Raw genomic sequence first — 13,210 nt, forward strand, 5'->3', positions numbered from 1 at the left:
TCCTTCACCGACTTGGCGGCGGTCACGGCGCACAGCACCACCGTCTCGCCATAGGTCGCCAGCACGGCGGCGTCGGCCTGACGCGCAATGCGACCGGTTTCGAGAGTCAGGGTCTTGCCTGCCAGCTCGATCGAAACTTTCTTTACATCAAACATGCTTTTTCCTTCGCCCGCCATGGCCCTATTGCCCGGCGGGGCCTCATCTGCGGGCTAACCGGCCCGCTGCGGTGTCGGAGCATCGTGTGGCTCCGTATTCGGGGATCGCACCGGATTGCGCGATCTCCCTCTTGCATGTCCCCGCCACAGGCAGGGACGAAATCCCGGAATCGGAAACGGCCCCGTGGGGGGCCGTTCCTTTGTATAGCAGACTTACTTGCGCAGGCCCAGCTTGGCGATGAGGTCGCTGTAGCGGCCCTCATCCTTCTTCTTGAGATAATCCAGCAGCGAACGACGCTTGTTGACCAGCATCAGCAGGCCGCGACGGCTGTGGTTATCCTTGTGATGACCCTTGAAATGCTCGGTCAGGTTGGAAATGCGCTCCGACAGGATCGCAACCTGGACTTCGGGCGAACCGGTGTCGCCTTCGGCGCGGGCATGTTCCTTGATCAGCGCTTCCTTGCGCTCAGCAGTGATCGACATCGGGCTTCCTTTCGTATCTAGAGATTGAAGCCGCGCACCACCCGGATGTCCGGGCCACTGGACTCCACCAGCGCGATGGGCGTTTCACCCAGCATAGCCAGCAGGAGACCGGTGTGCGGTTTCCCGATGAGCATCTTCCCCTGACGGAGAGCCAATGCTTCATCGGGACTGACGGAAAGGGCCGGGATGTCGTCCAGCCCCGCCGTCAACGGCAGCATATACTGCGCGATGCCATGCCCCGTAGCAGCATCATTCAAAATGTCCAGCGAAATTGCCGAGTCCAGCGTGAACGGCCCGGCCTTCACCCGGCGCAGCATGGTGACATGACCGACGGTGCCCAGCGCCAGCGCGATGTCGCGGGCCAGGGAGCGGATATAGGTGCCCTTGGAGACGTGGGCGGTGAGGGTAAGGGAGGCCAAAGCCCCATCCTCCGTTCGGTTCGAACCTGTCGAGAACGATTGGCGAGGGCTCTCGACAGGATCGAACCTGACGGAAGTGAGGGAATGGATCGTCACCGCCCGCGTCTTCATCTCTACCGCCTCGCCCCGGCGAGCCAGATCATAGGCGCGCTGGCCGTCGATCAGGATGGCGCTATAGGCGGGCGGTACCTGCTCGATTGGGCCAGTGAAGCGGGGCAGGATCGCGTCCACCTGCGCCCGGGTTGGACGGTGGTCGCTGGTCGCGATCGTCTCCCCTTCCAGATCGAGCGTATCGGTCTGGACACCGAAAGCGACAGTGAACTCATAAACCTTGTCGCTGTCGAGCATGCGTCCGGCCAGCTTGGTCGCTTCGCCGATCGCAATCGGCAGCACGCCGGTCGCCAGCGGATCGAGCGTACCGCCATGGCCGACCTTGACCTTGCCCGCCCCACTTTGGCGCAGGACGCGCTTAACGGCGCTGACCGCCTGGGTGGAGCCAAGACCATGGGGTTTATCGAGAATGATCCAGCCATGCATGGCGGCCGCCCTTATCTGCCTGATATTGTCCTGTCAGCCTTTAATCCGCTAACGCCCTGGCATGACGATAGACCTGATCTGCCTCGATGCCGACGATACGCTCTGGCATAATATGCGCCACTTCAACGCGACCGAAGACGCGCTGCTCGACATGCTGCGCCCCTTTTCGCAAGCGCAGGTCACGCGCGAGCGACTGATCGCGTGCGAGACCCGCAACCTGCCGCTCTATGGCTATGGCGCAAAGGGCTTCACGCTCTCGATGATCGAAACCGCTGTGGACCTTGCCGGCGACGCGGTGACTGGCGCGATGATCGAAGAGATATTGGCGGCTGGCCGCGCGTTGCTGGCGCATCCGGTCGAATTGTTCGATGGGGTAGAGGATACGCTGCGCGCGCTGGCAGCTATGGCGCCTCTGGTGCTGGTGACGAAGGGCGACCTTCTGCATCAGGAAAGCAAGCTTGCCGCTTCAGGGCTGGGCGACCTGTTTTCCGGCATAGAAATCGTCAGCGACAAGAAAGCGGACACGTTCCGGGCGCTGTTCGAGCGGCACGGCATCGACGCGCATCGGACCGTCATGGCGGGCGATTCGATGCGATCTGATATCCTGCCCGCGCTGGAGGCAGGCGCATGGGCGGCGTTCATCCCGCAAGACGGCGCCTGGTCGCATGAAACAGCGGCTGCGCCCGACACGCACCCGCGTTTCGTGCAATTGGAGCGGCTCGGCCAGCTACCCGATTGGATCGCGACGTTGCGCTGACGATCAGCCGTTTAGCGCGGCGAGGAAATGCCTGCGACACAGCGCCACATAACGGTCATTGCCGCCAATGTCGGTCTGATCCCCGTGCTGGATCGCCCTGCCCTGCGCATCGACGCGCAGGTTCATCGTCGCCTTGCGCCCGCAGTCGCACACGGTCTTGATCTCCGTGAGCGTATCTGCGAGGCCCAGCAGATGCGCGCTCCCTTCGAACAGGTCGCCGCGAAAATCGGTGCGCAGTCCATAACAGAGCACAGGAATGCCCAAGGCGTCGGCAACCGCCGCCAGTTGCCACACCTGATCGCGGGTCAGGAACTGCGCCTCGTCCACAAGAACGCAGGACAGGGGCGTGGCGTCATGCTGCCGGGCGATCGCGGCGTGCAGGTCGACACCCGGTTCAAACAAATGGGCCTGTGCCTCCAGCCCAATACGCGATGCGATGCGCCCGCTGCCGTAACGGGTATCGACAGCGGCGGTCCACAGCATCGTGTCCATGCCGCGCTCGCGATAGTTGAAGTCGGATTGCAGCAGGGTGGTCGATTTCCCCGCATTCATCGAACTATAGTAGAAATAAAGCTTCGCCATCGCGCCGGATCTAGCGGATCGTGGGCGCAACGCCAGCCAGGAAGCGGACCAGCGCGTCGGCCAGCGCGATGCGTTTGTCGGAAAAGCTGTGGTCGGTAGGCCAAACCATCAGGCGCGCAGAAGGATTGGCGCCTTGCGCGTCGGCGGCCGCCTTGCGCGCCATGTCGCCGATACCGCGTTCGGCGCCGATGATGCTGAGCGGCCGACGGCCATAGCCCGCCAGGCGACGGCCAAGATCGAACTTGCCCGCATCCGCTTTGATCTCGCCAGTGAGGCTTTCATAGCTTGCCCCGGCAAGAGGCGGCAGGTCGCTTTCCACTTCGGCCTTCCAGGCTGCTTCGCCATCCGGGGTCGCCAATGCTGTGACCGTCTGTGCCGGATCCCATGGATCGATCAGGAACAGGCCCGCGACATGCGGCTCTGCTGCTGCCGCATCCGCCGCCATGAAGCCGCCCATGCTGTGTCCGGCCACAGCGATCGCACTGGTGTCGATGTGATAGCGGGCGACATTGGCGGGCTGTTGCAGGAATTGAAGCGCGGTGAAGGCATCTTCCGACGCATTGTTGAAGGAAAACACGCCGGGACTACCCCAACTGCCGCGATAATGGAGGCTCAGCACGTTCCAGCCGGCCCGGCGCGCCGCCTGCGCCAGATCGAGATTCTGCTCGTTGCCGGGAAAGCCGTGCAACAGCAATAAGGTCGGGTGCAGCCCGCCGCCCTGGGCGGTGTACATCACCGCATTCATTGCGCCGTCCTTAGCGGGAATGACAAAGGCGCTCATGCCTGCGGGATGAGCCGCGTCAGGCTTTGGATCTGTCATAACAGCAGAATGAATGGCGGCATCCCGCGCAAGAGCCTGACCCATGCCTGCAACCATCATGGCGGCAGCCGCCGCCCAAGCGATCTTCGTCACATGCCACCCCTTATGCCTGCCTTAAAAAACGATGCTAGCGACAGGAAGCCGTCCCGTCGAAGCTATTCCGCGTCCTCCTCCGGCGCATCCAGGTCACGCGCGACCTTGGGGTCGCGCAACAGCTTGTCGATATGACTGCCTTCGTCGAAACTTTCGTCGGAAAGGAATTTGAGCTTTGCGGCATATTTGAGGCGAATGCGATGCGCCACTTCGCGTTGAAGATAGGCCGTGTTAGTCCGCAGCGCTTTCAGCACCGCATCCTCATCCTGCCCCAGCAGCGACTTGATGAAGACAGTGGCGTGGCGCAGGTCCGGCGACATGCGCACCTCCGTCACGCTGACGACATGGCTGGAGAGCACGTCATCATGAACGTCGCCCCGTTGCAGGATTTCGGACAGGACATGACGCACTTGTTCACCGACGCGCAACAGGCGGACGGTGGGACCTTCGGGTTGGTTGGACATAAATCCTCCCCTCCCATTTGCGGGAGGGGCCGGGGGCGGGCTCGCTCCACCGGCCGTTACACTTTCCGGAGAGGGCGAGCCCGCCCCCCTGCCCCTCCCATGTCCGGGAGGGAGAATGCGCGTTACAAGGTGCGCTGGCGCTCCTCGACCTCAAACAGTTCGAGCATATCGCCCGGCTTGATGTCGTTGGTGTCCTGGAGCACCGCGCCACATTCCATACCGGCGCGCACTTCGGACACATCGTCCTTGAAGCGACGCAGCGAGGCGATGTTGGTGCGCGATACGATAACATCGTCGCGGGTAAGGCGGGCGGCCAGACCCTTGCGAATGATGCCGTCGAGGACCAGCAGACCAGCCGCCTTGTCCTTCTTGCCTGCCGGGAAAACCTGAAGCACTTCGGCGCGGCCAACGACCGTTTCGATGCGTTCCGGCGCCAACTGGCCCGCCATTTCTCCACGAACTTCCTCAAGAAGGTCATAGATCACGTCATAATAGCGCAGCGAGATTTTCTCGCGTTCCGCCAGCTGACGCGCCTTGGCATTGGGGCGGACGTTGAAGCCGATCAGCGGCGCGCGGCTGGCCGCGGCCAGCGTCACGTCGCTTTCGGTGATAGCGCCGACACCCGAATGCAGGATGCGAACCTTGATCTCGTCGGTCGAAATCTTGTTGAGCGACGAAACGATCGCTTCGACCGACCCCTGCACGTCGCCCTTCACCACCACCGGATATTCGATGACCTGCGTGTTGAGCGCCGAGAACATATGCTCGAAGCTGGTCGGCGCGGCAGTCGTGCGCTTTTTGGTCGCCTGTTCCTGACGATAGGCAGCGACTTCGCGGGCGCGGGCTTCATTTTCGACGACCGTCATCTGGTCGCCGGCCATCGGAACGCCCGACAGGCCCAGCACTTCAACCGGGGTCGAGGGACCGGCCGATTTCACCTGCTGCCCCTGATCGTTGATCATCGCGCGGACCTTGCCGCTTTCAGCGCCGACGACGAACGTGTCGCCGACCTTGAGCGTGCCGCGACGGACGAGAATGGTCGCCACCGCGCCACGGCCCTTGTCGAGCTGCGCCTCGATCACATTGCCTTCAGCGGCGCGATCGGGGTTGGCGACAAGTTCGAGCAGTTCGGACTGCAACAAAATCTTGTCGATCAGCGTATCCAAGCCTTGCTTCTTGAGCGCGGACACTTCGACGTCCTGGGTTTCGCCACCCATATCCTCGACAATGACTTCATGCTCCAGCAGGCGCTCACGCACCTTCTGCGGATTGGCTTCGGGCTTGTCGCATTTGTTGATCGCAACGATCATCGGCACGCCGGCCGCCTTGGTATGATTGATCGCCTCGATCGTCTGCGGCATCAACCCGTCATCGGCCGCCACCACCAGGATGACGATGTCGGTGACGTTGGCGCCACGCGCGCGCATTTCCGAGAAAGCCTCGTGACCCGGCGTGTCAAGGAAGGTGATGAGGTCACCGCCCTTCGTCTTGATCTGATAGGCGCCGATATGCTGCGTGATGCCGCCGCTTTCGCCCGACACCACGCTGGTGCCGCGCAGCGCGTCGAGCAGCGAGGTCTTGCCGTGATCGACATGGCCCATGATCGTAACGACCGGCGGACGTGCTTTCAGCGTTTCGGCCGCATCATCCTCGCCCTGCATGCCGATTTCGACGTCGGCATCGGACACGCGCTGAATGCGGTGGCCGAATTCCTCGACCAGCAGCTCTGCCGTATCCTGGTCGATCGGCTGGTTAAGCGTGACGGCGGTGCCCATCTTGAACAGGGCCTTGACCAGATCCGCGCCCTTTTCGGCCATGCGGTTGGCAAGTTCCTGGACCGTGATGCTTTCCGGCACGATGACATCGCGCGACTGTTTCTCGCGCGGCTGGCTGCCGCCCGAATAATGGGCGCGACGTTCCTTCTCCCGCGCACGTTTCAGCGCGGCGAGGCTGCGGGCGCGGGCGCTGTCGTCGTCGGCGAGCGCGCGCGTAACGGTCAGCTTGCCAGACTGGCGACGATTGTCATCGCCCCGCTTGGCACGCTCGGGCTTGGCCGGTTCGGGCCGCTTGGCCGGCGTCACCGGCGTGAAGCGGCGTGGTGGCGGCATCGCCGATGCAGGGGCGGCAGGCGTGGCAGGCGCAGCCGGCGCCGCTTCGGGAGCGGGCTCAGCAGCAGGCGCGGCTTCGGCCTTGGGTTCTTCGGCCGCCGGCTGGGGCGCAGGCGCGGACGCCTCCGCAGCTTCGCGCTCCGCCTCGGCTTCAGCGGCTTGGCGATTTTCCTCCGCCCGGCGCTTTTCTTCCTCACTCGCCGCCTGACGCGCAGCATCCTCACGGCGACGCGCGTCTTCCAGAGCGGCCATGCGGGCTTCTTCCGCCTCGCGCAGCAGCTTTTCCTGCAATTCCTTGCGGGACAGCATGGAGTTCTGCGCGACCGGACGGGGCGGCGGCGGAGGCGCGGGCCGCTGCGGCGCAGGCGCTGCGGGCTTGGGGTTCGCCTCGGGCGCAGCCGCAGGCGCAGCACCGGTCGTCTCACCGGGCTTGCCCATGGGGACGCGGCGCCGCTTCACTTCGACCACGACCGTATTTTTGCGGCCATGGCTGAACTGCTGCTGCACCTGACCGGATTCGACGGTCCGCTTGATGCCCAGCGGCTTGCGGCCCAGAACCGGCTTGTCTTCCTTGCTGTCACTCATATGTTCGAACTTAACCCTTCACTTCCGCTCCGGCCGGATAGGCCCGCCGGCGCCTTCAATCCCGATGCCTAACCGACGCCCGGCGCGTCGGTGGAGGCAGGCTCCCCATGCGCGGGCGCTTCGGTAGCGCAACCCAGATAGCTTTCCAAGCGGCCGATAGCGCCGCGAAGACGCGCCGCCGCACGCGAGTCGGTAATCGCGATGTGGACGACATTGTCGCGCCCCATTGCCATAGATAGTGCATCGCGGTCCACAGGCAAGGTGATACCCGCCAGATCCGTGCCTTCCGCATCCTGCCCCACCCGCAGCGCCTGGTCCAGTTTGCGATTGCCGTCTGCGGCCGCGTCGGACGCATGCAGCAGCAATTTGACGTCGCCCTTGCGACAGGCGACGTCGATCTTTTCCGAACCCGTCAGGAGCATGGACGCCCGCGCCTCCAGCCCCAGCCGGTCAAGCACCGCCTTGCGCAACCCCTGTTCGATGAGGTCGGGCAGCGCATCAGGGATCTGCAATTCGCCGGTCTTGAAAGCGCGCGCGAGGGCCGCCTTCAGCTTGCCCTTGGCCAAAGCGGATTCCAGTTCGGGTCGGCTGACGCCGATCCATGCGCCGCGCCCGGGCGCCTTGGCGCGCAGATCGGGCAAAATCTGTCCCTCCGGCCCGACGGCCAGACGGATCAGCATGGCGGGATCGGCGCGATCGCCGGTCAATATGCATTTGCGTTCAGTCATGCGCGCTCCTCCGTCAGAACGGAAAGCGGTGCAAGTCCAACGCTGTCGAGGGCGCTTATTCTCTCATCGGGGAGTGTCCGCGGCATTGGCGTCCTCCCTGGATGAAGGGGCCGCGCGGTCGGCGATCAACTGACCGCCGGCCGCATAATTTTCAGGCGACACTTCCGAAATGACGATCTGAACGGCAGCCGCCGGCTTACCCAGCCGCTCAACGAGCGACTGGGTGACGTCGGCAGCGATCGCGGCTTTCTGCTCGCGCGTAACGCTGCCGGCCAGGCGGATGTCGACAAATGGCATGGGTGTCAGGCTTCCTCTTCGAACCAATGCGCGCGGGCGGCCATGATGATCTCATTGCCCTGCTCTTCATTGAGACCATAGGCCGACAGGATGCCGCCCTTGTCCTCGGTCGTTTCAGACTTGCGGCGACGCTGATCGACACGCTTCTTGGCGATCAGTTCGTCAGTGGCGAGATCGGCAAGATCGTCCAGCGTCTTGATGCCCGCCTTGCCCAGAGTGACGAGCATCGCCTCGGTCAAATGCGGCATATCGGCCAGCGCATCATCGACGCCGAGCGCCTGGCGCTCCTCGCGCGCGGCGGCTTCGCGGCGGTCCAGCGCTTCCTGCGCGCGGCTCTGCAACTCGGCGGCAAGATCCTCGTCAAAGCCCTCGATTCCGGCCAGTTCCTCGACGGTGACATAGGCGACCTCTTCCAGCTCGCCAAAGCCTTCGGCCACCAGCAGCTGCGAGAGCGTTTCATCGACGTCCAGTTCGTTCTGGAACATTTCGGAACGGGCGACGAATTCCTTCTGGCGCTTCTCGGACGCGTCGGCCTCGGTCATGATGTCGATCGCCTTGCCAGTCAGCTGGCTGGCGAGGCGGACATTCTGGCCGCGGCGGCCGATGGCGAGCGAGAGCTGATCGTCGGGAACGACGACCTCGATGCGTTCTTCTTCCTCATCGATCACCACGCGGGCGACCTGTGCGGGCTGGAGCGCGTTGACGACGAAGGTCGCGGTGTCTTCCGACCAAGGGATGATGTCGATCTTTTCGCCCTGCATTTCCTGCACGACGGCCTGAACGCGGCTGCCCTTCATGCCGACGCAGGCGCCGACGGGATCAATGCTGCTGTCGCGGCTGATGACGCCAATCTTGGCGCGGCTGCCCGGATCGCGGGCGGCGGCCATGATGGTGATGACGCCATCGTAGATTTCGGGGACTTCCTGCGCGAACAGCTTCTTCATGAATTCGGGATGCGCGCGGCTGAGGAAAATCTGCGGCCCGCGATTTTCACGGCGGACGTTCAGCACAACCGAGCGGATGCGGTCGCCGACGCGGACGACTTCGCGCGGAATCTGCTGGTCGCGGCGGATCACGCCCTCGGCGCGGCCCAGATTGACGACGACATGGCCGAATTCGACCGACTTGACGACGCCGGTGATGATTTCGCCGACGCGGTCCTTATATTCCTCATACTGGCGTTCGCGCTCTGCGTCGCGGACCTTCTGGAAGATGACCTGCTTGGCCGACTGCGCGTCGATGCGGCCAAGGTCGATCGCAGGCAGCGGATCGACGATGAAGTCGCCGATCACTGCGTCCTTTTTGAGCTTTTGCCCCTGCTTGAGATCGACCTGCTTGAAATAATCTTCGACCGTTTCGACCACTTCGACGACGCGCCACAGGCGCAGGTCACCGCTATCCGGGTCCAGCTTGGCGCGAATGTCGTTTTCGGCACCATAACGAGCGCGCGCGGCGCGCTGAATCGCGTCTTCCATCGCCTCGATGACGATGGCCTTGTCGATCATCTTTTCGCTCGCCACCGAATTGGCGATGGCAATCAGTTCGGCCTTGTTGGCGGAAATGGCGTTGGCCATGACTTTATGAACCCTTATTCTTCGGTTTCAAATTCGTCCGCCCCATCAGAGGAGAGCGGCATACTAGCAGCAATCAGTGCGTCAGTCAGCAGCAGCTTGGCCTCGTCGACCAGCGCAAAAGGAATTCGGACGTCACCGGACTTGGCGTCGGTGAAAAGTATCTCCTCGCCGTCCACGCCGTTGACGACACCGCGAAAGCTCTTGCGGCCCGATACGATCTCGCTCGCGCCAATCTTCGCTTCATGGCCGGCCCATTCCTGGAAATCATGCAGGCGTGTCAGCGGGCGGTCGATGCCAGGCGAACTGACTTCCAGACGATAGGCCTCCTCGATCGGGTCGGCTTCATCCAGCACGTCCGACAGGCGGCGGGAAATGGTTGCGCAATCTTCGATGACCAGTTGCTTCGTCCTGGGATTTTCCGCCATGATCTGAAGCGTGTAGTCGTCACCCGATCCGAACAGCTTGAGGCGCACAAGATCAAAGCCCAAGGCTTGGACCTCGGGTTCTATCAAAGCGGTCAGTGCGGCGATGTCCGCCATGCAATCTCCAGAAACTATCATGCGCGCTTCCGCGTCGCCGCGAGCATCTGCCCGCGACCCCGACATTTTTGACGATGTAAGGAAGCATTGCTGATATAGGCGGAGCGTCGAATATCTGCAACATTATTCGTGATGGCTCATTCTATCAGCCATATTGATTGCCCCGTCGACAATGGAGACGATGATGCGCCGCCTTCCGCTTGCCGCCCTGCCCTTCATCCTGATCGCCTGTTCGGCGGACAACGCCACGGGCCAGAATACGGCCAGTTCGGCCGACAAACCATTCAAGACATCGATCATCGCCGATTTCGATTCGCCCTGGGCGATGACCTTCTTGCCGGACGGACGCGCGCTGGTCACGGAGAAGGCGGGGGAAATGATCCTGTTCGATCCGAAAAACGGAACGAAAATTCCCGTGTCCGGCATTCCCGCGGTCGACAGCGCCGGGCAAGGCGGACTGATGGATGTCGTCCTGTCGCCCGGCTTTGGGCAGGACAAAATCGTCTATTTCAGCTTTTCAGAAGCCCGTGACGGCGGCAAGGGCGTGGCATTGGCCAAGGGGAAATTTAATCAGGCTAGCGATGGGACGACCGCGCTCGATGATGTGGCGGTCATTTTCCGCGCCAGCCCTTATGTCGAAGGCAATGGCCATTATTCGGGGCGGATCGCCTTTTCACCCGACGGCAAATATCTGTTCTTCACCAATGGCGAGCGACAAAAATTCGATCCCGCCCAGGACCCCAAGGCGACACTTGGCAAGGTGCTGCGCCTCAATCCGGACGGCACACCAGCGGCCGGCAACCCCCTCGCCGCCAAGGGCTTTGATCCCGCCATCTGGTCCTATGGCCACCGCAATCTCCTGGGAATCGCGTTCGATAAGGACGGGCGGCTGTGGGAGCAGGAAATGGGACCAAAGGGCGGTGACGAGGTGAACCTGATCAAACCCAGCCTCAACTATGGCTATCCCAAGGTGTCGAACGGCGACCATTATGACGGAAGGCCAATCCCCGACCACGCCCCCGGCGATGGTTTCGAAGCGCCAAAGGTCAGCTGGAACCCTGTCATTTCACCGGCCGGATTACTCTATTATTCGGGCGATCTCTTCCCACAATGGAAAAACAGCCTGTTCATAGGCGGCCTGTCCAGCCAGAGCCTGGTCCGGGTCAAACTGGACGGCGAGAAGGCCTCAAAGGCCGACCAGTGGGACATGGGCGCACGCATTCGCGAAGTCGAACAGGGACCGGACGGCGCATTGTGGCTGCTGGAGGATGGCGGCCAGGGATCGCAGGGACGGATGCTGAAACTGACGCCGGCGGGATAAACCTGCTCGTTCGCGCTGGCCGTAACAAATGCTTCGACCAGCGCGAACGGAATTAGCGGTGCGTCATACCAATCGGCTCTGCTTCACCGCTGCTTCAATGAAGCTGGCGAACAGAGGATGCGGGTCGAAGGGCTTGGACTTGAGTTCCGGGTGGAACTGTACGCCGACGAACCAGGGATGATCCGGTCGCTCGACGATTTCGGGCAAAGTTCCATCGGGTGACATGCCCGAGAAGATGAGGCCGCCCTTTTCCAGCCGCTCACGATAGCCGGCATTGACTTCATAACGATGGCGATGCCGTTCGCTGATGTCATCGACGCCGTAAATGCCCGCGACGACGCTGTTGCCGGTCAGCTTGGCGGGATAGGCCCCCAGCCGCATCGTGCCACCCAGATCGGTCTCGGCGGTGCGCTTCTGCAAGCCTTCCGCGCTCATCCATTCGGTGATCAGGCCGACGACCGGTTCAGACGTCTCGCCAAATTCGGTGGTGGATGCGTCGGGAATGCCGGCCGTGTTCCGCGCCCCTTCGATGCAGGCCATCTGCATGCCAAGGCAAATGCCGAAGAAAGGCACATTGCGTTCACGCGCGAACCTGACCGAGGCGATCTTGCCTTCCGATCCGCGTACGCCAAAGCCGCCGGGTACCAGGATACCGTGCATAGGCTCAAGACTGGCCGCAAGGTCGTCGCCCTTCTCGAACAACTCCGCGTCGATCCACTTGACGTTGACCTTCACCCGGTTGGCGAGGCCGCCATGGTTGAGCGCCTCATAGAGCGATTTGTAGGCGTCGAGCAGGCCGACATATTTGCCGACGACGCCGATCGTCACTTCCCCTTCGGGATTGAGCTGACGATCCATGATGTCGACCCAGCGGTCGAGCTTTGGCGGTGACGCGTCGCCCATCCCAAAGGCGCGCAGGACTTCGCGGTCCAGCCCTTCGGCATGATATTGTTCAGGCACCGCATAGATGCTCTTGGCGTCGCGCGCGGGGATCACCGCCTCGGGGCGGACGTTGCAGAAGAGCGCGATCTTCTTGCGCTCGCTATCGGGCAGCGGATGCTCGCAGCGGCACAGCAATATATCGGGCTGGATGCCAAGCGAGGTGAGATCGCGCACGCTGCGCTGCGTCGGCTTGGTCTTCAATTCGCCTGCGGCGGCGATATAGGGCACCAGCGTTACGTGGACGAAGATCGACTGGCCGCGATCCAGATCATTATGCAGCTGGCGAATCGCTTCCATGAAGGGCAGCGATTCGATGTCGCCAACGGTGCCGCCAATCTCACACAGCACAAAGTCCAGGTCATCGGTGTCGGCCGTCGCGAACGCCTTGATCTCATCCGTGACGTGCGGGATCACCTGCACCGTCGCGCCCAGATAATCGCCGCGCCGTTCGCGCTGGATGATCGTCTGATAGACGCGTCCCTGCGTCACATTGTCCGACTGGCGCGCCGACACGCCGGTGAAGCGCTCATAATGACCCAGGTCAAGATCGGTCTCGGCCCCGTCGTCGGTCACATAGACTTCGCCATGCTGGTAGGGGCTCATCGTGCCCGGATCGACGTTGAGATAGGGGTCGAATTTCCGGATTCGCACACGGAAACCTCGCGCTTGCAGAAGGGCTGCGAGCGAAGCGGCCATCAGGCCCTTGCCAAGCGAGGAGACCACGCCGCCGGTGATGAAAATATACCGCGTCATGGGAGGAGAGGCTTAGCCTTTCGGAACAACAAAGGGCAAGCGCGCGAATCCAC

The 13,210-nt window shown here is 62.6% G+C and carries 14 protein-coding genes; 2 read left to right on the top strand and 12 right to left on the bottom strand.

Translation table 11 applies throughout. From position 1 onward, the window contains the following. The 3 genes from B2V90_RS23170 to truB all read right to left on the bottom strand — a co-directional run. A partial coding sequence (locus tag B2V90_RS23170) for a hypothetical protein (protein WP_414711604.1) occupies positions 1-155 on the bottom strand: 155 nt, incomplete at its 3' end. Positions 156-368: 213 nt separating this feature from the next. Then, positions 369-638 (bottom strand): 30S ribosomal protein S15, encoded by a 270-nt coding sequence (rpsO, locus tag B2V90_RS12260; RefSeq protein ID WP_009822385.1) that lies wholly within the window; start codon positions 636-638, stop codon positions 369-371. A 17-nt stretch (positions 639-655) separates the two neighbouring features. Then, entirely contained in the window at positions 656-1,594 is a 939-nt protein-coding gene (truB, locus tag B2V90_RS12265) for a tRNA pseudouridine(55) synthase TruB (protein ID WP_228220758.1), read from the bottom strand. Positions 1,595-1,655: 61 nt separating this feature from the next. Here truB and B2V90_RS12270 point away from each other — a divergent pair, with 61 nt between their 5' ends. After that, positions 1,656-2,351, top strand: a complete 696-nt coding sequence (locus tag B2V90_RS12270) for an HAD family hydrolase (RefSeq protein ID WP_228220757.1) — start codon at positions 1,656-1,658, stop codon at positions 2,349-2,351. A gap of 3 nt (positions 2,352-2,354) precedes the next feature. On the opposite strand, the gene B2V90_RS12275 is transcribed toward B2V90_RS12270, so the two are convergent. The 8 genes from B2V90_RS12275 to rimP form a co-directional block, all read right to left on the bottom strand. Next, positions 2,355-2,933 carry a thymidine kinase gene (locus B2V90_RS12275; RefSeq protein WP_228220756.1) on the bottom strand — a complete coding sequence of 193 codons (579 nt, stop codon included), beginning with the start codon at positions 2,931-2,933 and terminating at the stop codon, positions 2,355-2,357. Positions 2,934-2,943: 10 nt separating this feature from the next. Further along, positions 2,944-3,813, bottom strand: a complete 870-nt coding sequence (locus B2V90_RS12280) for an alpha/beta hydrolase family protein (protein WP_228220879.1) — start codon at positions 3,811-3,813, stop codon at positions 2,944-2,946. A 95-nt stretch (positions 3,814-3,908) separates the two neighbouring features. Continuing rightward, a complete protein-coding gene (rbfA, locus tag B2V90_RS12285) occupies positions 3,909-4,310 on the bottom strand; it encodes a 30S ribosome-binding factor RbfA (protein WP_228220755.1) in 402 nt (133 codons plus the stop codon). 122 nt (positions 4,311-4,432) lie between these two features. Further along, complete coding sequence (gene infB, locus B2V90_RS12290) at positions 4,433-7,003, bottom strand: translation initiation factor IF-2 (RefSeq protein WP_228220754.1); 2,571 nt, start codon at positions 7,001-7,003, stop codon at positions 4,433-4,435. A gap of 68 nt (positions 7,004-7,071) precedes the next feature. Then, positions 7,072-7,731 (bottom strand): DUF448 domain-containing protein, encoded by a 660-nt coding sequence (locus B2V90_RS12295; RefSeq protein ID WP_228220753.1) that lies wholly within the window; start codon positions 7,729-7,731, stop codon positions 7,072-7,074. Positions 7,732-7,794: 63 nt separating this feature from the next. Beyond that, on the bottom strand, positions 7,795-8,028 hold the full coding sequence (locus B2V90_RS12300; RefSeq protein WP_228220752.1) for a tautomerase family protein: 234 nt from the start codon (positions 8,026-8,028) through the stop codon (positions 7,795-7,797). 5 nt (positions 8,029-8,033) lie between these two features. After that, positions 8,034-9,602 carry a transcription termination factor NusA gene (gene nusA / locus B2V90_RS12305; RefSeq protein WP_009822394.1) on the bottom strand — a complete coding sequence of 523 codons (1,569 nt, stop codon included), beginning with the start codon at positions 9,600-9,602 and terminating at the stop codon, positions 8,034-8,036. Between the two features lie 14 nt (positions 9,603-9,616). Continuing rightward, a complete protein-coding gene (rimP, locus tag B2V90_RS12310; RefSeq protein ID WP_293921493.1) occupies positions 9,617-10,141 on the bottom strand; it encodes a ribosome maturation protein RimP in 525 nt (174 codons plus the stop codon). Between the two features lie 184 nt (positions 10,142-10,325). On the opposite strand from rimP, the gene B2V90_RS12315 reads away from it, so the two are divergent. After that, a complete protein-coding gene (locus tag B2V90_RS12315) occupies positions 10,326-11,462 on the top strand; it encodes a PQQ-dependent sugar dehydrogenase (RefSeq protein WP_228220878.1) in 1,137 nt (378 codons plus the stop codon). 63 nt (positions 11,463-11,525) lie between these two features. Here B2V90_RS12315 and B2V90_RS12320 read toward each other — a convergent pair whose 3' ends face one another. Beyond that, positions 11,526-13,157, bottom strand: coding sequence for a CTP synthase (locus B2V90_RS12320; RefSeq protein ID WP_228220751.1), 1,632 nt, complete (start codon positions 13,155-13,157; stop codon positions 11,526-11,528). Positions 13,158-13,210: the final 53 nt, after the last annotated feature.

Source organism: Sphingobium sp. UBA5915, assembly GCF_002431195.1.
Classification (GTDB): domain Bacteria; phylum Pseudomonadota; class Alphaproteobacteria; order Sphingomonadales; family Sphingomonadaceae; genus Sphingobium; species Sphingobium soli.

What these genes read in the sequence shown, in the direction of transcription:
- B2V90_RS12270 (WP_228220757.1), top strand. Translation starts at nt 1,656, where the DNA reads ATGACGATAGACCTGATCTGCCTCGATGCCGACGATACGCTCTGGCAT.
- rbfA (WP_228220755.1), bottom strand. Translation starts at nt 4,310, where the DNA reads ATGTCCAACCAACCCGAAGGTCCCACCGTCCGCCTGTTGCGCGTCGGT.
- truB (WP_228220758.1), bottom strand. Translation starts at nt 1,594, where the DNA reads ATGCATGGCTGGATCATTCTCGATAAACCCCATGGTCTTGGCTCCACC.
- B2V90_RS12320 (WP_228220751.1), bottom strand. Translation starts at nt 13,157, where the DNA reads ATGACGCGGTATATTTTCATCACCGGCGGCGTGGTCTCCTCGCTTGGC.
- rpsO (WP_009822385.1), bottom strand. Translation starts at nt 638, where the DNA reads ATGTCGATCACTGCTGAGCGCAAGGAAGCGCTGATCAAGGAACATGCC.
- B2V90_RS12275 (WP_228220756.1), bottom strand. Translation starts at nt 2,933, where the DNA reads ATGGCGAAGCTTTATTTCTACTATAGTTCGATGAATGCGGGGAAATCG.
- B2V90_RS12280 (WP_228220879.1), bottom strand. Translation starts at nt 3,813, where the DNA reads ATGATGGTTGCAGGCATGGGTCAGGCTCTTGCGCGGGATGCCGCCATT.
- infB (WP_228220754.1), bottom strand. Translation starts at nt 7,003, where the DNA reads ATGAGTGACAGCAAGGAAGACAAGCCGGTTCTGGGCCGCAAGCCGCTG.
- nusA (WP_009822394.1), bottom strand. Translation starts at nt 9,602, where the DNA reads ATGGCCAACGCCATTTCCGCCAACAAGGCCGAACTGATTGCCATCGCC.
- B2V90_RS12300 (WP_228220752.1), bottom strand. Translation starts at nt 8,028, where the DNA reads ATGCCATTTGTCGACATCCGCCTGGCCGGCAGCGTTACGCGCGAGCAG.
- B2V90_RS12315 (WP_228220878.1), top strand. Translation starts at nt 10,326, where the DNA reads ATGCGCCGCCTTCCGCTTGCCGCCCTGCCCTTCATCCTGATCGCCTGT.
- rimP (WP_293921493.1), bottom strand. Translation starts at nt 10,141, where the DNA reads ATGGCGGACATCGCCGCACTGACCGCTTTGATAGAACCCGAGGTCCAA.
- B2V90_RS12295 (WP_228220753.1), bottom strand. Translation starts at nt 7,731, where the DNA reads ATGACTGAACGCAAATGCATATTGACCGGCGATCGCGCCGATCCCGCC.